13 protein-coding genes are annotated in these 19,530 nt (G+C 39.3%); 2 read left to right on the top strand and 11 right to left on the bottom strand.

Annotated features, from left to right (window positions below):
* Window positions 1-122: 122 nt before the first annotated feature.
* The 6 genes from BEGALDRAFT_RS18590 to BEGALDRAFT_RS17270 form a co-directional block, all read right to left on the bottom strand.
* Window positions 123-2,042: an adenylate/guanylate cyclase domain-containing protein gene (locus tag BEGALDRAFT_RS18590; protein ID WP_002692257.1), complete on the bottom strand. Its 1,920-nt coding sequence runs from the start codon at window positions 2,040-2,042 to the stop codon at window positions 123-125.
* Window positions 2,039-3,055, bottom strand: coding sequence for a cytochrome-c peroxidase (locus BEGALDRAFT_RS17250; protein WP_002692259.1), 1,017 nt, complete (start codon window positions 3,053-3,055; stop codon window positions 2,039-2,041). The genes BEGALDRAFT_RS18590 and BEGALDRAFT_RS17250 overlap by 4 nt, the downstream gene beginning before the upstream one ends.
* Window positions 3,056-3,600: 545 nt before the next feature.
* On the bottom strand, window positions 3,601-4,524 hold the full coding sequence (locus tag BEGALDRAFT_RS17255) for a DUF58 domain-containing protein (RefSeq protein ID WP_002692261.1): 924 nt from the start codon (window positions 4,522-4,524) through the stop codon (window positions 3,601-3,603).
* Between the two features lie 185 nt (window positions 4,525-4,709).
* On the bottom strand, window positions 4,710-5,762 hold the full coding sequence (ygfZ, locus tag BEGALDRAFT_RS17260; RefSeq protein WP_002692263.1) for a CAF17-like 4Fe-4S cluster assembly/insertion protein YgfZ: 1,053 nt from the start codon (window positions 5,760-5,762) through the stop codon (window positions 4,710-4,712).
* 74 nt (window positions 5,763-5,836) lie between these two features.
* Window positions 5,837-8,521, bottom strand: a complete 2,685-nt coding sequence (locus BEGALDRAFT_RS19635; protein ID WP_002692265.1) for a methyl-accepting chemotaxis protein — start codon at window positions 8,519-8,521, stop codon at window positions 5,837-5,839.
* A gap of 48 nt (window positions 8,522-8,569) precedes the next feature.
* Complete coding sequence (locus tag BEGALDRAFT_RS17270) at window positions 8,570-10,096, bottom strand: metallophosphoesterase family protein (protein WP_002692267.1); 1,527 nt, start codon at window positions 10,094-10,096, stop codon at window positions 8,570-8,572.
* Window positions 10,097-10,238: 142 nt separating this feature from the next.
* Here BEGALDRAFT_RS17270 and BEGALDRAFT_RS17275 point away from each other — a divergent pair, with 142 nt between their 5' ends.
* Window positions 10,239-12,266, top strand: coding sequence for a GTPase domain-containing protein (locus BEGALDRAFT_RS17275; RefSeq protein WP_002692270.1), 2,028 nt, complete (start codon window positions 10,239-10,241; stop codon window positions 12,264-12,266).
* Window positions 12,267-12,326: 60 nt separating this feature from the next.
* Here BEGALDRAFT_RS17275 and BEGALDRAFT_RS17280 read toward each other — a convergent pair whose 3' ends face one another.
* The 3 genes from BEGALDRAFT_RS17280 to bioH all read right to left on the bottom strand — a co-directional run bounded on the left by BEGALDRAFT_RS17280 (window position 12,327) and on the right by bioH (window position 15,291).
* Window positions 12,327-13,538, bottom strand: coding sequence for an O-antigen ligase family protein (locus tag BEGALDRAFT_RS17280; protein ID WP_002692272.1), 1,212 nt, complete (start codon window positions 13,536-13,538; stop codon window positions 12,327-12,329).
* An 87-nt stretch (window positions 13,539-13,625) separates the two neighbouring features.
* Window positions 13,626-14,522, bottom strand: a complete 897-nt coding sequence (gene bioC / locus BEGALDRAFT_RS17285) for a malonyl-ACP O-methyltransferase BioC (protein ID WP_002692274.1) — start codon at window positions 14,520-14,522, stop codon at window positions 13,626-13,628.
* Window positions 14,509-15,291 carry a pimeloyl-ACP methyl ester esterase BioH gene (gene bioH, locus BEGALDRAFT_RS17290; protein ID WP_002692276.1) on the bottom strand — a complete coding sequence of 261 codons (783 nt, stop codon included), beginning with the start codon at window positions 15,289-15,291 and terminating at the stop codon, window positions 14,509-14,511. The genes bioC and bioH overlap by 14 nt, the downstream gene beginning before the upstream one ends.
* Window positions 15,292-15,607: 316 nt before the next feature.
* Here bioH and BEGALDRAFT_RS17295 point away from each other — a divergent pair, with 316 nt between their 5' ends.
* Window positions 15,608-16,858, top strand: a complete 1,251-nt coding sequence (locus BEGALDRAFT_RS17295; RefSeq protein ID WP_002692278.1) for a glycosyltransferase — start codon at window positions 15,608-15,610, stop codon at window positions 16,856-16,858.
* Between the two features lie 387 nt (window positions 16,859-17,245).
* On the opposite strand, the gene BEGALDRAFT_RS17300 is transcribed toward BEGALDRAFT_RS17295, so the two are convergent.
* Complete coding sequence (locus BEGALDRAFT_RS17300; RefSeq protein WP_002692279.1) at window positions 17,246-18,763, bottom strand: caspase family protein; 1,518 nt, start codon at window positions 18,761-18,763, stop codon at window positions 17,246-17,248.
* Window positions 18,764-18,799: 36 nt separating this feature from the next.
* Window positions 18,800-19,501, bottom strand: coding sequence for a DUF599 domain-containing protein (locus BEGALDRAFT_RS17305; protein WP_002692281.1), 702 nt, complete (start codon window positions 19,499-19,501; stop codon window positions 18,800-18,802).
* Window positions 19,502-19,530: the final 29 nt, after the last annotated feature.

Below are 19,530 nucleotides of genomic sequence, written 5' to 3' on the forward strand. Positions count from 1 at the left end.
CGTTGTTAGGTGAATGTGGTTTATTTGTGAGGGTAAGACCAGAGTGAACCTGCTTTTACTATTTAGCATTAGCAGCATTTACTCTGAAAGCGGTTTCATCACTGATTGAGATTTTTTTGAAATTAAGCAGATTGTCTATTGTGTACCACTTGCCATTTTTTATTTTTTAATAGATAGGTTTGGGTTTTGGTTTTGCCTTTTAAGTCGAGCGTGCCACGACTGGTGAATAAGTATTCTTGGCGTAGCAGTTGGTATGTTGTTTCGCTGACTTGAATACAGCCTGCTAATCCTGTGGATTCCATTTGGCTGGCGATGTTGACCGTGTCGCCCCATAAGTCATAGTTGAAGCGTTTAGTGCCAATCACACCCGCAACAACTGCGCCTGAGTGTATGCCAATTCGCACATCAAAATTTTCGCCAATGACGGCACGGAATTGACGAACTGCGTCACGCATGTCGAGTGCCATATCGGCAATGGCTTGGGCATGGTCAAGACGAGCGGTGGGTACACCACCTGCAACCATGTAGGCATCCCCGATGGTTTTAATTTTCTCTAAGCGATAGGCTTCAGCTAATTTGTCAAAGGTGTTAAAAATTTGGTTGAGTAAATCCACGTATTCTTGAGGGGGTAAACGGTGGGTTAAGTTGGTAAAGCCTACTAAATCAGCAAATAAAACCGTACTTTCTTCTACATATTCTGCTTGTAATGGTTTGCCTGCTTTCACTTGTTTTGCAATAGGGGTAGGCAGCACTGTGGTTAATAAACGTTCTGTGAGTTGTTTTTCTTGGCGGATATTGTCTTCTAATTGTTTCCGTTCGCTGATGTCTTCGACAATGCCTTCGTAGTAGAGTAAGTCGCCATTAGGATTACGCACTGCGTGTATATTTTCACGAATCCATGCGGTTGTGCCTTGTTGGCGATAGATTTGTGACTCGTGATTTTTGACGTAATCTTGTTTTTTCAGCAAATGAATGATGTCACTGAGTTGTTCAGGCGCGACATAGCGTTGATAACCTTTACTAAAGGCGTGTATCAGTGCGTTTGGGGTTTCGAAGCCGAAAATACGTGCAAGTGCAGGATTGACAGAAAGGTAGTGCCCATCACTGGTACGTTGAAAAAATCCTTCTTGGCTGTGTTCAAAAAGGCTTTGTAGTTGTTGCTGTGCTTGTTGGGCATTGCGTTGGTAAATACGGAATTTATGGCTAAAAAAACCAAGAATAATCAGTAGGATTGAGATTATTAGCGCGACGAGATAATACTCGTATTGTTTAACACGTTCTTGTGCTTGTTGGTAGTAATGTGAATAAGCGGTAAACAAAGGTTCTGTGTAGTAATCGGCGGGAAGGGTTACTAATTCTTGCAGTTGTTCATCTAAGGCAGGTTTATTCATTAAAATCAGTTGGACATGTTGATGTAAGCGGTTGACATCATCCATTGTGCCTTGTGTTGGGTCATTAGTGCGTGAATCTAGCAGTAATGTTTCTAGCTCGCTGACGGTATTTTCTATCGTATGTTTTAAGGCTTCATTGGGGCTGGTGTTGTAATACAGGATATCACGGCGCAGTTGTTCCAGATTTGAATCAATCAGCAGGGAGTTTTTACGCTGACTAAGTTTAAGTTTGAGTTCATTAATAAAGGTCGGAAAGTAGAAAAATGAGCCTTTATAGCTGGCATCTAAAGATTTAAAAGATTCTAATAATTGCTTTTTTTGTTTAACACTGGCTTGCTGTTCTTCTAAATAGCGAGCGAGTTGTAAAGTTTCTGTCGCGGTTAAAAAACGCGGATAGTGTTGCAAATCATTTAATAATTCAGTCAATTGATTGAGCGATTTATTCAAGTCATCATAATGATTAACAATGCCATAACGCACTTTTAAAACGTCTTGGTTTAAGGTTGCATAACCTGCCTTTAACAAGCGGGCATTGCTGATGAATTGCTCATGTTCTGTATGATTAATTGCTTGAATATTAGCCCAAAAAAAGGCAATTAATAGTATTGTGCCAATGACAAAAACGCTATTGCGGACGAATGCCAGTATCATAATGGCTTACCTTGATATTCCCCTGTAAGGGTTTGTAAAAAAGAGACAATTAATTTAATTTGTTCGTTGGTTAAAGGTCGTCCCAACTGATAACGTGCCATGATTGCAACAACATCTGCTAGGTTATTGACACTACCATCGTGTAAATATGGCGCAGTGTTGGCGATATTGCGTAAACTTGGCACGCGAAACACATACCTATCAACATCCTGTCCTGTTAAATTAAATCGTCCGTTATCCAATACACGATAATCACGTTCTGCAAAATAGTCGCTTGTTAATCCCATCTTTTGCAACAAATTCCCCCCGATATTGATACCTTGATGACAGCCTACACAACCAACTTGTTTAAAGAGTTGATAACCTTCCATTTCTTTATCAGTCAGTGCTTGTAAATCGCCCCGCAAGAATTTATCAAAACGAGCATTAGGGGTATAAATTGATTTTAAAAAGTGCGTGAGGGCTTCTTTAATAGTGACTTCGTTCAGCCTTGCATTAGGATAAACCCGTTTAAAGGCTTCTGCATAATCAATATATTGTTGTAATTCAGTAGCTAAAGATTGCCAGTCGGTCGCTAGTTTATCAGGTGCATGTATGCTGTTGTCGATTTCGTCGCCGAGCTGTTCTGTCCGACCATCCCAGTTAAAAAAGACATTAAAACCAATATTATATAAAGTCGGAATATTAGTGCCATTGAATTCTGTTGATTTGTATGGCTTATCTTCTGCGGTTAAGGCGTGACAGGAAACACAAGCCATTTTATTGTTTTTGGACAAACGCGGGTCATAAAACAATTGTTGCCCTAAACGCACCTTATCGAGATTGAGCGTTAATTGTTCAGGTAATGGCTGAATGGGTTCATTAATGTACGCTTGCACATTTGGCTTATTCAGCGGTTTACTCGTGACTTTATCCGTATTTGACTGGGACAGCCATAAACTCATCCAAATCGCTAATGGTAAGAAACTGAGTAAAAGCCAGAAAATTTGTCGTATCAATTTCCCTACTTGCATAATGCCAAATTATATAACTAATTTTAAGAAATCGTACTTTAATTCTGTAATTGCATAAATAATGCCTTGTGTTTAGCCTTAAAAAAAATGAGGTATTATTATGAATAAAGGATTTAAGAAAAGGATTGATAAGGATAGTTTTGTTTAAAGATTTAATTCATTTTTTATAAAGAAGGGAAAACTCTTCAGCAACACCATTTTTGTGATAGCCAATTTAAGATAACCTGAGTTCGGCGAGATTTTTTTAAAAAGATAACAGCTTGTCTGGAGAATCCCAATGAAAAACAAGAGAGTAATCTCTGCCAGTCCTTCAAGCCTTTTCGCCTGTTCCGACAGAGCTGCTAGGTTTTTAAAACCTAGCAGGTCTTTTTTTGTCTGAATCAGAATTCACAGAATTTTCAGAATTAGCAGAATTAAAAACAATTAAAAACATAATTTTTTATTCTTTTAATTTTCTTGTCTTTTTAATTCTGAAAATTCTGTTAATTCTGAAAATTCTGATTCAGACAATCTTTTAATCCTGAAAATCCTGATTCAGACAGTCTCTATAAATGCGCTTGTTGTCGTTGAGCGCGTTGGCGTAATCCGTTAAAAACGCCTTGATACACCGCTTCATCTGTGCGTAAACTGAAAAAATCAATTTGTAATTGACGGCTTAATGCTTGTAATTCTGCACGTTGTTGTTCCCAACTTTGCTGATACGCAGAACAACCCGCAGGGTTATCCGTATCAATCAAAACTTCTTGACCATCAGGGGCTGTAAAGTAAACCCTTCCTATTGCAGGTAGTTGATAATCAGCAATATCATCGATATTGATTAATACTAATTCATGGCGTTGACGTAGTGCCCGTAAGGCTTGCGCAAGTTTTTGGCTATTTAAAAGATGTAAATCAGCAATGATAAAAAGTAACGCGCCTGTCTGTTGTTGTCGCTGCAATACTGTTAAGGCTTGTTGTAAGGGTGATTCTGATGGAAGAGCAGCAGGGGCAGGGCATGGCTCACTCAACCCTTTGAGAAAATGCCAAAACGCACGTTGTGCATGATTAGGGCGATAAAAACGGGGTTCCGCATCACTAACAATCAGCCCGCCAACACTGTCCCCATGTCCTTGCGCACTCCAACCCAGTAAGGCAGCAACTCGAGCAGCTTGCACATGTTTAAATGTGCCACGTGTTCCAAATTGCATCATCGTACTCATGTCCACACAGAATAAAACATGACGTTCACGTTCTTCACGATAGGTTTTTAAATACGGTTTACGTGCTCGGGCTGTTACACGCCAATCAATATGGCGAATTTCATCCCCATAACGATATTCACGTACTTCATCAAAATCCATTCCTTGACCGCGAAATACAGAAGCATATAAGCCACTTAATGGCGTGTGTGTTTTCTGCGCACTGACTAAGCCTACGCTATGTGCTTGATAACGAAGTTGGGCTAATTCATCAAAAGTAGGCATGAGCATGATGGATATTGAGCAAGTTGATAAGCGGAGGAGGTAGAAAAATCAGTGTTCAGCGAGGTTGTCTAAACACACTGAAAGTCATATCAATGATAGGATACTCCCGCCTGTTTATGCGACAAGGGGGAGTTTTACAGCTGGATTATTGATTGTGCAACAAGCGGGCGTTGAGAATAAAAATAAAATAACTAGGCTGCCATGGTTGCGGAAGGATCATAAGGGAGGTTTAACAGTTGTGCAGTTGCACCGCCTACTTTTTGTAACGAGACGGGGTTACTTTCTGCTTGTTCAATGCTTAAGACCGCTAAACCAATGTATCCGCCTTCTGGATGTGCTTGTACATTGACTAATTTACCAATGCTTTGCACGTCCATCACGCCATAAAAATCGTCACCAATTTGGGGCGTACAATCCGCAGGTAAACGAATTAAATATAAACGTTGTTTTAATGTTGCCAAATATTGCATACGGGCGACAATTTCTTGTCCTGCATAACACCCTTTTTTAAAGTTTATACCACCAATTGCTTGATAATTCAGCATTTGTGGTACGAATTGGTCAGCAAGATTTGTCGTTATTTGTGGAATACCCGCCAAAATATTCAAGAGTTGCCATGCAGAAGAGCCAACAGCACGAACGGATTTAGCGGTGAGGGTTTGCCATGTTTGGCATTGTGTCTCACTATCCGCAATCACTAGATAACGTGGGGTTTGTCCTGCAATACGTACAACCGTATATTGCCCTTGTGTAATGCTCATATTGCTTTCTTGCGGAACGGCAAAGCCTAAGGCTTCACTGAGATATTGCACGCTATGATTTCCCGCAATACTTATACTGACTAATTGTTCTGAGACATCTGTAAATTGTACATCTGCACGTAACACAAACATTTTTAGGCGTTTCTGCACAGCTTCTAAGCCTTCATAAGGCAGAAAAATTAAATAATCGTTGTTACGCTTTATCAAGTGAAAGGTATAAAGTACACGTCCTTTTGCATTACACCACGCACTGAGCTGGCTACGCTGACCGTTGACTTGACGAACATCATTAGTGAATTGTCCTTGTAAAAACTTTTCTGCATCGTTACCTGTCACTTGTAACAGTCCATATGCAGATAAGTCCATCAAGACATCTTGTGTTAAAACCGCTTGTTGTTCAACGTTGGGTTGTCCAAAGTTTAAAACGTTGCGAGCATCCCATTGCGCCCCTTTTTGTTGTAAAAACTGTGTCCATTGTTCCATGATAGCGTGATGTCTGTAAGTTAAAAGTAGAGAATGAAAGGAGTAAATTAAAATATTAAATAGCGGGAAAGGGATTAAAAATCCTCCCAATCATCTTTGCTTGCCTCATTAGTTTTTCTGCTTTTATCCGTTTTATATTGCACTTTTTCTAAAAAACTGGTGGCTTTTTCGACGGCTTTAGTGCGTGTAGTAGAATGATTGGCGTAAGTATTGGTATTTTTTGCGTTGGTGTAGTGCAGTTGGAAAAAGGCAACTTGTTGACGGAGTCGTTGTGCTTGCTCTGCCATAGATTCGCTTGCTGAGGCGGATTCTTCAACCAATGCCGCATTTTGTTGAGTCATTTCATCCATTTGTGTGATGGCTTTATTCACTTGGTGAATACCCGATGATTGTTCCTGACTTGCGGCGGCAATTTCTGCAATGATATCACTCACTTTTTTAACAGCCGTGACGATTTCTTGCAAAGTATTACCTGATTCATTGACTAATTGTGTACCCTCTTTGACTTTGTCCACACTATCACGTATCAGGTTTTTTATCTCTTTAGCCGCATTAGCACTGCGTTGGGCAAGGTTGCGCACTTCCGTTGCTACAACGGCAAATCCGCGTCCTTGTTCACCTGCACGCGCCGCTTCTACCGCCGCATTGAGCGCGAGTAAGTTCGTTTGAAAAGCAATTTCATCAATAACGCCAATAATATCAGTAACCCGTTGGCTACTTTCATTAATGGCACTCATGGCTTGCACGGCAGATTCTACAACGGTTCGCCCTTGTGCGGCACGTTCGCGGGCAGTGCTGGCTAATTGGGTCGCTTGACGCGCATTATCCGCATTTTGCTGTACGGTGCTGGTCATTTCCTCCATGCTGGCGGCTGTTTCTTCTAAAGAAGCGGCTTGTTCTTCTGTTCGCTGGCTTAGGCTGACATTACCTAGAGATATTTCTTCTGAGGCAGTGCTGACTGCATCCGCCGTTTCTTTAATAAAGCTGATAACTTCAGTCAATTTTTCAACTGTAGAATTTGCGTCATTTTTCAGTTGTTCTAATGAGCCTAAATAATCACGTTCAATTTTTTGGGTCAAATCTCCTTTGGCAAGGGCAGCAAACATGCGCATCGTGTCTTCAACAGCAAGCTGGTTATAATTCATGATTTGATTCAGACTTTCGCTAAAGGACTTGAAAAAGCCTGTTTTACCCTTGAGTTCAATCCGTTTATCAAATAAGCCCTGTGAGGCAGCATGAATAACGTTATTAATCTCTTGTTCTGTGGCAACTTCAATTGTACGGTCTTGCAACTCTGTGACATAGCCAACTCGTTCACCATCGGTATTAATCACGGGGGTCATGGTATAGTCAAAAACAAGGCTGGTAATGTCTAAACGGTCATGTTCGCTATAGCGGAGATTTTGTAGGCGGGTGCGGTGTGTTTGTGCGTCTTTATGCAGATTGTAGAGCGATTGCCCGCATAAATTGGTCGCATCTAGTTGAGGCAGTTCACGACGTAATTTATCTTGTTCACGTTGGAATAACGTTTGTACCGCTTTATTGGCGAAAATAATTTTGTATTGACTATCGGCAATGATGACATGGGTTGTGACGCTATCTAAGGCTTGATTAATCCGTAAGGCTTCATCAGCAATGCGCTTATCCTCCTCAATGCGTTCACGGAGCTGTTGTTGCATGGTTTGCATAGAACCAAATAACCCGCCACGTTTTTTGCCTGAATCAAAAGCTAAATCACCACTTGCAATCCGTTGGGCAATGGTTGCAACTTCGGCAGGTTCTCCCCCTAATTGGCGCGTAATTCCCCTAGTAATGCCAAATCCTAAGCCTAGCCCCGTAATAATTGCGATAAATAATGTCACCCCGATACTAAAAAAAGTTTGTTGTACACTGTCTTGCGTGGCAATTTTAGCGGTTTCAAAATCAGCCGTAATATCTGTAATCGCATTTTCAATAACTGTTCTTGCATCATTGCCATATACACGTAATGATTTGATTAATTCGTCATTTTCCGTAATAAATCCCGCTTTGATTTCTTCAAAACCAATCACATAGGCTTGTACGACTGCCCTCAGTGAATCATAATCTATATCTGGGTTTTTATTTTTTAAATCATTAAGTTGTTCTTGCATATGTTGGATTTCTGTTTGAATTTTTTCTAACCAACGTGTATCGCCATCTTCAAAAAACTTAGATATATTTAAACGAACAGAAAGCCATGTTCGTTGTATTGCACTGTTTTGATACATCCTGTCGATATCTTTTGCATTAAAGCTATCTTCAACCAATTGCGCCAGCTTATTTTCAACCTCTCCCCCTTTGACAAGAATAACTTGATTAATAGTCCGATTACGACGTTGATAAATATCCGCTAATTGAGTAAGTTCTCCTTGGTACTGTTCCATACTTTTGCGGGCTTCTTCAATTTGTGGACGAGTTAAAAACAACTTTTTGTCCTGCATATCCTGCATTGTGGCTTGGAAAGCTTGAAACTCAACATAGTAACTCTCTAAATCACTTTGTTTTTTTGTACTGACATAACGACTTGTATAAAGACGTACAACAAGGATGCGATTCATTAAAGCATTTGCAGCATGTAACTCTTGTGCTAATGAATCAGTTAACGTAATCACCGTTCCTTTAATTTGGCTTAATTGCACAAAAGCAATAAAACCAATGGTCAACATTAAAACTAATGCAATAACATATCCTGCGAGAATCTTTGTTCCAACTTTCAACTGACTCAAAAAGCGCAACATAACACAGTCCTTTCTATAAAATTTAGATAAGCTGAAAGTAACTCATGCTTATGTACTACTACGTAACATTTTAATTAAGGTTTCAGGAAACCCCGCATTTTGCATATCCATCAAGGTTTTTTCGATGGGATAAGCAATAGTGTGATAAGAGATTTTTCGTGTTTCTTGATCATAAACAGCAAACTGCGCGTTTACATCACCATTGCGCGGTTGTCCCACAGAGCCAGGGCAAACCAGCGAATAATCAAAGGGATTTAAATCGATATTGACCCCTTTATACGAACTGTCTGCAAACCCTGCTTTGCGTGCATAAATCACAGGTTGATGAGTATGCCCATGAAAGCAAATAGAAATATTTTTTCTCGCCAGAACTTCTAAATTATCCTCATAACTCATTTCATAAACGTAAGCATTAAAGAAGGTAGGATCAATCGGCGCGCCATGCAACGCTAACCATTTTTCATCATGCAAAATAGGCGGTAAATCCGCTAACCACGCTTTCTGTTCAGTCGTCACCCGTGGAGTAGCCCATTCTAACGCCCAACTTGCACTATTAGAAAAACCTTTTTTAAAATTTCCTGTTGCTAAACCATGATCATGATTTCCCTTCACAATATGGAAACCACTGTGTCGAACCAACTCAATACACTCACTAGGATGCGGACCATATCCCACAATATCACCAAGAATGATGCCATAAGTAATATTTTGGTCTTTTAAATACGCCAACACCGTTTCTAATGCAGGAAGATTTGCATGAATATCTGCTAATAAAGCAATATAACGGGTTGTATTAAAATGAATATGTGTTGCTTCATGCCGCTCATCTAAGGCTTTAATAAAACTTTCTAAAGCAATACGCTGGGTTTCAGCAGGGATAAAAACATCCTCCAATTGCTCGGCTAACACACTCAAATACTGTTTATCTTTAAAATGCTTTAAAATAAGTGCTCGCATAGAACGAGCGAAAATCGGCGAGGTTTCCGTGTTTAACCACAGCAACTTACGAAAATACACGCCAATGACTTGCGCACAAGTAATAAAACGATCCCACGTATAAAAATCATCATCTAAATAATACAATTGTCCCTCTGGTGTTACCCCAAAATTGGATAACCCCTCATCAAGACGTACCCCTGTATTTTTAGCGAGTCGCAAATAATGCTCAAATAATGTTGCTAAATGCTGTAAGCGCGTTTGAATATCGACCGTTGCATGTGTAAATAAATCATGAACTGGATGCAATCTGGGGCAAATATTTCCAATTAACGCAATGGGTTGGTCAGTTTCCTGTGCAATAAACCATGTTTTATGTGGATGATGAACTTGATAGGTTTGTTCTTTCGTTAATGCCTGCGTTGCCCATTTTAAAGCGGCACGACTATCTAAACGAATTTCGGCGCGAATTTTAAGTGCATTATGTTCATCGATATAAAGCTTAGTACTAGGCTTACCTGTAAACAGGTTTCCATGCAATAAGGCTTGCTGTTGAGTGTTTAATAAATTAATAATAGATTGTTCGTTATAAACAACATTTTCTCCAACTGCACCAACAATGGTGACTTTATAAGTCATGATAACCTCTTAAATCTTTCCAAAATTACGACAAAACTAAAAAGAATTTATGTGATTTTGTATTAAGTTGCGCTTGTTTTTTCATCTAAATTCTTTGTAACATGATGAGAGATTCCAGCACAGTCTAAGGACTATAAAGAGCATGGCAATTATTGATAAAGAACGCGACGTTATTGTTTTTCGCATAGTGTATGATGGACTTCCACAATCAGGGAAAACCACCAGTATATATTCACTTGCGAATGTGCTGGGAAGAACCAACACACTATACAGTCCACCCACCGAAGCAGGACAAGCTCCACTTTTTGAATGGATTGATTACGTAGGGGGATTTTTTAGGGGACACAGCATTGCTTGTCAAATTATTACGACACCAAGCGACCCAGCCCTACATGCGCATCGCCAATTTTTATTAAATACGGCAGATGTCGTTATTTTTATCATTGATACAAGTAACGCTGATACGCTAGAAGAATCCCTTCACTATTTTCAGGCATTACAAACTTCATTGCCCCAAGAAGGGGAAGAAGCTGTCAGAATCATTATTCAAGCAAATCAATATCTCAGTAAAGAAACATTTTCTTTAGAAGATATACAAACCTTATTTAACAATGACTCAGCTATAAAAATTGTTGAAACGGTTGCAAAAGATGGAAAAGGTATCCGTGATACCTTTGTGTTAGCTGTACGCTATGCGGTTGAACGTGCTGAAGCACTGATGATGAAAGGGAAATTATATGTTGACCGCCCTAATATTAGCACAGGGCAAGAATTATTCGCCTTACTGCAAAATCAAATATCTAGTAGCTCCACCTCACCTTCTGCAACTTTCCTAGCAAATGCTGTTCCTGAAACCACAACTACAGTAGGTGAATTGAATTTTGATGACTTATCACCAGAAGAACAAGCCCTTTTAGCAGAAGATGCAAGCATTGTAGATTCCGCCGCCTTGTCAGACGAATTACACCTTGAAGATTTATCGTTTGAGCAAGCACTCGTTGAAGAAGAAGACGAACTTAATTTACAAGACTTATCCGAAGAAGAACGCGCATTACTCGCAGAAGATACAGAAATCGCTGAATCGTTACCCGCTGAACTTGCTGAAATTCATGTAGAAAGCGACGAAATAAATCTCGACGATTTATCCGAAGAAGAACGCGCATTACTCGCAGAAGATACAGAAATTGCTGAATCTTTACCCGCTGAACTTGCTGAAAACAATGATGATAATCTTTTTGCAGATGCACCAGAATTATTAGAAAAAGATGCCATTGAACCAATCGAAACAGAAAACGAGACGCAATTAGCGGAAAAACTAGACAAAATAGAAGAGAATTTATTAACACAAACGCCAAGTAGTACGCCAGATATATTGTATGAAGAAGTTGCGGAGTTAACACAAACGGCAATTCCTGTTGCTAACATAACAAGTAAAAAAGTAGCAAGTGTAAGAAAAAGTAAGCGTTTACCGCTATTCCCTGATGAAGAAATCTCTTCGCAATGGATTTGGCCTCCCTTAGCGGGTCGTCATATGATAGGCGAAGTGATTAAACATCCGTTGCGCCCTCATTTAGATGCTAATGATTTATGGCATATTAATGGGAAAAATGGCTGGCGTTGTTTTTCTAAATCAGCATGGTTGTTTGAAAGTGAAGCAGATGCACGAGCCGCTTTTCGCCAACAAATTGCTTTACATATTCACTGTAGCCCCATTCTCTCTGATAACCGTTGTATTGCGATGGTCGAAGATGCGCATGATACATGGAGATTATGGCAAATTCTCTATATAAATAGCACATTAGAAGAGCAGTTGAATACAGCATTACACACGACAAACCCAGCGATATTTGCAACAGAATTATTCCGTTGTGCGGTTGAATATATCGATGCTTATAGCGACTGTATGCAATATTGTTCCGCGATTTCCCCAACGTTAGAAAATTTAGGGAAAGAGTCTCATGATATTATTTATACAGGGATTTTAGATAACAATATGAGTGTTCGTAAGGCAACCCCAACAGAAGCTTTAACCTATGCATTTGCGCCATTGGTTGCCGATGTGACGCAACAAGCGAATATTGATATTGTGGAAGTTTTAAAAGAGTTGCAAGATATTCAAGCCTTTGAGTATGAAGGGTTATTAAATACTTTAGGTGAGTTATTTTTGTAGTTTTTAATTATTCTCATAAAAAAAGGAGTTTGCCTGTTTGATGTGCAAACTCCTTTTTATTTATGCTGTTTTTGTTTGGGTTAATGTTGAGTAAAAAAGCCCAACAAAATACGCAAAAAAATGTCCTTCTGTCATATCAAACAAAAATGAGTTTGCTAAACAACCGACTGCCATTGCTACGACAAAGCCTTGTGCTAAATAAACATAACGACTCGGCGTTAAATAGCGCGATTGATACCATAAAACACCCAATAAGCCCATAAACAGCAATACGCCAACTATTCCTAATTGTACGCCTATCATTAAGTATTCATTATGTAAATTTTCAGTAGATGTAACATGTTGCTTTTCTACGAATTGACGCTCGTATTCAATGGGTACGCTTCCTGTCCCCGTGCCAAGCCAAGGATGTTCAGAGAATAATAGAAAACCGTTTTTGGTAAATTCCATGCGTAAACCCATAGAAGTTATTTGTTTTCCTTCTTCATGTAGATGTAATTCTTGTAACATTAAGCCTAAGCGTTCTTGAATTGGTGCAGAACTCATATAAATGCCTACACATAATATAAACATAGGAAGAATGCTAAATGCTAAACCGCGCCAACGTGCAACTTGGTAAATAAATAATAAGACTAGGCATAAGAGAACAATATAACCTGTGCGTCCATGTAGCATAAATAAGACATTAAACATGGCTAGACCGATGCCTATTGCACATAGCCAGCGAAAACGGGGATATTGCCAGCCATAAATTGCTAGAAAGTAGGCAACCATGGACATCATTAAACTTTGTGAAATGTGGTTTTTAAAAATAAAAGCGTTATCTGGTGTTCCTTTCGCAATTTGAATGCCTGTTCCCCACATAAAATAGGATAATATTAAGGTGTAAGCCATTACAATGACAAAAGCCCATAAGCTACCTTCCCTTGTTTCATCATCTTGAAATAATATAATAAAAATAGGAATGTAAAAAAGCTCTCTATATTTGCTTAGAACGGATAATGATTGTTTTAAATCAGCAGTGCTATAAAAAATACCAATAATGAAGAAAATTAACAGTATTGTTGCAATTTGTGCAACAGGATGAGTGCGTAAAATAAACCAATAACGTTGAAAATTGGCTTTCTCTGTAAATAATAAAATAAAGGCAAGAATGAGAAAGAAACTTGTTAATCCAGTCGATACGCCGAGTGCAATACCCAGTAGAATGGTGCAAACACGACGGATATCTGTGCGGTTATAAAGGGATAAGCGGATATTATGAAGGCTCAAGGCGATACCCTTGTCTTGTTAAGGAAAGTAAAGTAATACCGATAGTTTGATATTACGATGATGATAAAAATAGGGCATTTTTAAAGATTATTTTGTTGTTTTTATACGTTGAATCTGTGAAATAGGAATTCTAACTTCTCCATGGGATGGTTGACTTTTTGGTGTTTTACAACCACTTGCATGACCATAAACAACTTCATAGGTTGCTGTTAGACCTTGAGGTGTTCTAAATTGTTCGTATTGGGCTAACATTGCGTTAAATTTATTTTTTCCTGTCAATCCTTGACGTTTACCCGTTAATACCGTTTGTGCACCAATCGCTTTTAGTTCGCGCATGAGGGTAAAAACATCGGCGTAAAAATAGCGATGCCAATCAATATCCATCACAGGGTTGTGTAATCCTGCCCTTAATAGCGCATCACCCAGTATGTGCATGTCGATAAACTGATTGACATGGTTGGTATCGTCAACAGTTGCCCAACTTTGGCGTAATTCTTTTAAGGTATCTAATCCTAAGGTTGAAAAAAGAAGTACCCCATCAGGTTTTAGAACCCGTGCAAACTCTGCAAAAACGTCTGCAAAATCAGGACACCATTGCAACATTAAGCTAGAAACTAATAAATCAATGCTGTTTGAGGCTAACGGCAATTGTGTGGCATTTGCTGTTATAAAGTGTTGGCGACGTGGTCGTATGAGGGGAAAAGACCATGGGACTTGTTGCCGCGCGACTTGTAACATGGGTAATGCAATATCAATGGCATAGACCTGTGCTTGTGGGTAATGACGACTTAGTGAACGGGTTAAATGTCCACTGCCTGCGCCAATATCGGCAATGACAGTCGGTTGTATTTTTAGTTCTAGTGAACGTTCTAGCAGTTGGTCGCTGACTTGTTTTTGTAAGTGGGCGAATTGTTCATAAGTATGGGCTGCTCGTCCAAAAGAATGGGCAATTAGCCGATGATATAAAGCGTTAGTTAAGTCCATGACGTGTAAAAAATTGGGACAGGTGTTGTAGAAAAATGTCGGGATGGGATAAAAAAGGTATATGGGCTGCTGATGGAATGCAGTCGATTTCTAATGAGGGCAAGTAGTGCGGATAGGCGTGCTGAATGGCTATAGGTACTAATGCATCATGTTGACCTAAACAACTCCATGCAGGACAGGTAATATTTATTAATGTTTCGCGTAAATCGACTGAGCGTAGTAGATATAATCCGCCTTGTAATGCGTCTGCTTGCGGATAGCCTGCCTGTTGGAACAGTTGATATAGCTGACGTAGTTGATCGCGTGCTGTGGGGCTATTTTGCACTTGTAAGGCGAGAAAGCGTTTTAGCGTAGTGACCATATCTAGCTGTAAATTTTGTTCAAATTTTTGTAGAACAGGAATTGTCATTGCACATGACCAGTCTTCAGCTGTGATAAAACGTGGCGAACTGGCAACTAAACCGAGCGCACGAACTGCTTTTGGATAACGGGTTGCAATCGCCATGGCAAATAAGCCACCTAATGACCAACCAATCCAAATCGCTGGTTGTGGTAATTTATCGACTAATAAACGGCAGATTGTGCTTAATTCGTAATCACATAAGGGGCTTTTACCATGACCTGGTAAATCTACTTGGTAAACGTGCCATTGATTTGCCAATTGGGTTGCTATTTCATCCCAAATCACATGGTTAAATCCCCAGCCATGAAGCAAAATTAAAGGGTGTCCTTGCCCTTGTTCTTTGATATATAACGAATTTACAGACATAACATGCAGAACCTATTGCAATATAAACGCAGTATTAAAGTATGCAGGGGCAAATTATATGCTTTCTGTCAGTCTTTTTTTAGGGAATATCAAGAACAGTTTATCCACCTGATCGAATAAGGGATTGTAAAAGTAAAAATACTTTTTAATATAATTAGATACTCTTAATGAAGGTTAATTGTTTATTTGGTACATACTATTTTCAATAAGAACATCCGTATTATTTTCTAGTGAATTACCCCTATGCCTTAATATTTTTAGGCTCGCTATGCTGAATATAAATTTAACTCACTAAATTTTAATAGGATATTTTTTAATGAGAATAACTGTGATTACATTCGGTACGGAGGGGGATACACGTCCGATTATTGCGTTATGTCATGGGCTACAAGCAAAAGGTCATCAGGTTACGCTCTTAGTTGAGCGAACCGCGCTAAATTTAGCACAATCATGGAAAGTGAGAGCGCAAGCCTTATCAGGTGATATGTTAGCCAGTTTACAAGCGCAAGGCGTACTTTCTCCTTTGATGAAAAAAGGGGGGGATGCCACACAATTAAGTAAAGCCTTAGCGAAAATAGCCAGTGAAAACACGGCAGCATGGATGCAAGTCTTAGTAGAACAAGCACAAGGAAGTGATTTAATTTTATATTCTGGACTTGCAGCTTATGTGGGTTTATCCGTTGCGGATTATTTGCGAATTCCTGCCATTGGTTTGGGATTGTGGCCAATGTCACCAACGCGGGAATTTCCTTCACCCTTATTACCGCCTTGGCATTTAACAGGTTGGTTAAACTATATTAGTCATTTAGCAATTAATGGCTTACTTTGGCGTTTATTTCGTAAAACGTTAAATCAAGCGCGGCAACAAGTTTGTGGTCAAGCCCCGCGTTATAAAATGTGGCGAGATTACCCCATTTTATACGGCGTTTCGCCACATTTAGTACCAACTCCTCACGATTGGCTTCCTGTTTGGAAACTCTGCGGTAATTGGCAGTTACCCCTGTCTAGCGGTTGGCAAGCACCATCAGCGTTACAAGATTTTTTAGCCACAGGAGAACCCCCCATTTATGTTGGTTTTGGCAGTATGGCGGGATTTGATCAACAACGATTATTAAATATCGTGGTAGAAGCAACGCAAGGAAAACGAGTTGTATTTTTAGCAGGTTGGAGCGGTATTCGCGCAGAGCAATTGCCCAAGCATTTTTTTATGGTCAATAACATCCCGCATGATTGGTTATTTCCAAAAATGTCATTGATTATCCATCATGGCGGGGCTGGTACGACTCATGCGGCTGCGCGGGCAGGCATTCCCGAAATTATCTTACCGTTTGCAGGCGATCAATTTTTTTGGGCGGGACGATTAGCCGATTTAGGCATTAGCCCTGAGTATATTGCCAGTCAGAAAATTACGGCGGAGTCACTTGCAACACATATCCAATTTGCACAGCAAGCCAATGTACAGGCTAAAGCAAAAACATTAGGTCTGTTAATGGAGCAAGAAGATGGTATTCAGGCAGCTATTCAACAGATAGAAACATGGATGATTAAGCCAATGTTATTGCAATAAGCTGATTTCTAACGCTAGTTCGGCGAGTTTTATAAAATAAAACAGAGACCTGCTAGGTTTTAAAAACTTAGCAGGTCTTTTTTTGTCTGAATCAGAATTCACAGAATTTTCAGAATTAGCAGAATTAAAAACATAATTTTTTATTCTTTTAATTTTCTTGTCTTTTTAATTCTGAAAATTCTGATTCAGACAAGCTGTTGTCTTTTTAAAAGAAACTCGCCGAACTCAGGTTGAGTTCTAGGTTTGGCAGACCTTTTCACATATACAGACCTGCTAGGTTTTGAAAACCTATAGTAACCGTACCATAAAGTGATTTAAATCTAGGACTGCCAGTCCTCCATGTCGTTTTATAATACGTTTGCTATAGCAGGTCTTTTTTATCTGAATTTAGTGACGATACAACATCACTGTTAAATCAGCATCTTCATCAAACTCACTGATTTCTTGATTAATCCGCTCTTCTTCTAGCTCTAAGCGGACATTGTCATCATCAAGAAAATCAATACTATAAGAAAGCCTGACCGGTTCACCATCTTCCTCTAATTCAAAGATTAACTGTGAATAAGTGCCATCTTCTTCATCCACAGTCGTTTCTATACGCCATGTTCCTTGTGTAATCACCCGATCAGCTTCATCACGATCAATAAATTTACCATCCGCTTGTAACGTTGTATAAACAACAGAATCACCATCGTCCCATTCCCATTCAGCCGTTAATAATTTTTGATATTGCTTATCAGCATCAGGTTTATCAGAAATATCTTCCGCATCTACAGAATAAAGGTCTAATTGGTTTTGCTCATCTTTATCAAAGTAGTATGCCCCTGTTTCTAAGTCGTAATAATAAAAATCGTCTTTGGCAGATTGGAAATACACCACACTATTGACAGGAATATTAATTTTTTCATTCGGGGCGAGTGTTATCGGTGGGTCTTCGTCGTCCTCGTTTTCTTGGTCTATATCACGATAAAAAATAACGGGTTTATCAGTTAAATTCTCAATCGTGAGTTCTTCAGATTCTGCACTGGTTACGGGTGTAATTGGTTGAGCGGGGGTAGAGGTAGAATTAGTCTCTGTGACTAAATGGGTAGGTAGTGCAAATGCTTTTGGTGTTTGCCCTTTAATACCTTGTGTTTTTAATTCAGCCCGTTGTCGCGCAGGGAGTAAACCATACATTTGCAACGTCTTATCACGTGATTCAGTAAAGACTTTTTCCCATGAACTTGCTGGTTTCTTCATCAAGCCTTCATTGATAAAGTAGTAAGTAAAATAACCACCTAGTTGATTATCTGACCACGCATACTCCCCTTCAGATGAAGCACTCAGATGTAATAATCCCTCATGTTTCAAAAATAAATCACGATAAACTTCATCAAATTGCCCTTTAGCCGCATTGCGTTTATTCGCCATGCTACGCATTGCAACAACGCCATCAATACTATTACTGCACGCATCCGTCAGGATAATTTTTAACCGCGCATTTTTAGCGGCAACCGCTTTTTCTAAAGACTGGCGGTCTAAATTGGCAGAATCTGAGGTATAAAGAAAAGTTTTACCTTGTTCCATACCACCATGACCGCTGAAATAAAAGAGAATGACATCATCCGCCGCAACAGTTGTTTTATCGATAGTCTCTTTAATTCGGCTTAGCGTCGCTTGTCGTCCTCGTAAAACGGTTTTTTTCACCGCGATAATGCCACGGTCATCAAGAATCTTGAGAAATTTAGATAAATTGCCGTAATCAACTTTAATTGATTGGGCAATATTATTTAAATCCTCGTCTTGATAATCGTCTTCTATCACCAGCAAGGCATGGAGTGTGGTTGCAAAACTACTACTTATCCACAAAAAACAGCAAAAAATAAAACTACTTTTGATAAGTACAGAGAGCCATTTTTTTGACATGATTAATTTTTTGTTTTTAAAGGGAGTTTATGGGTATTATTCCAGTAAAATTCGCAAGCTTTGCGAACGAAATTCGCGTTTATACAATACGCTGACAACCCAACTAGACGCAAGCATAAAAAGCAACGGGTGTACTATCCACGTTAACGCGGCAATTCCAAAGTAATAAGCCCGCAAACCGTGATTAAAATTTGTCCCTGCTAGCGATAATAATAAAGTGTGCCGTTTAATAAAAATTTGTTTTAAGGTCTCATCCTCATCAGGATTTGGCGCGCCACCCATTAATACCGTTGTAATACTGAATTGCCACATTGCCCAACTAAATTTAAAAAAAGCGTGTACAAAGATAAGAATTAATAATAAAACCTTTATTTCCCATAATCCTGCTGTTGTCGCAACAGTAAAGGGTAACGTGGCTGCAATCAACATCGCACGGTCAGTTGCACCCAAAACCGCAATTAAACCCGCTAGAATAAAAATCGTTGTTGAGACTAATAGCGATGCATTACGGTGTAATGTGCCGATGAGATTAGAATCCATAATGCGCACTTCACGCTTAATCAGTTGCTTTGACCATTCTAAGCGATAATCATGTAACACACTGTATAAACTCGGATGGCTTTGAGTTTTCACCGAGGCGAAACGGGCATAACTGAGCCAACTGATGAAAAAATAGAGCAGGGCAATAATATCAATAGACGTAATGCCTAGCATGTTAATTTCTTGAATAAAATACATAATTTTGTGTCTTTGGATAAAGTGAGGCA

Source organism: Beggiatoa alba B18LD, from assembly GCF_000245015.1.
Taxonomy (GTDB): domain Bacteria; phylum Pseudomonadota; class Gammaproteobacteria; order Beggiatoales; family Beggiatoaceae; genus Beggiatoa; species Beggiatoa alba.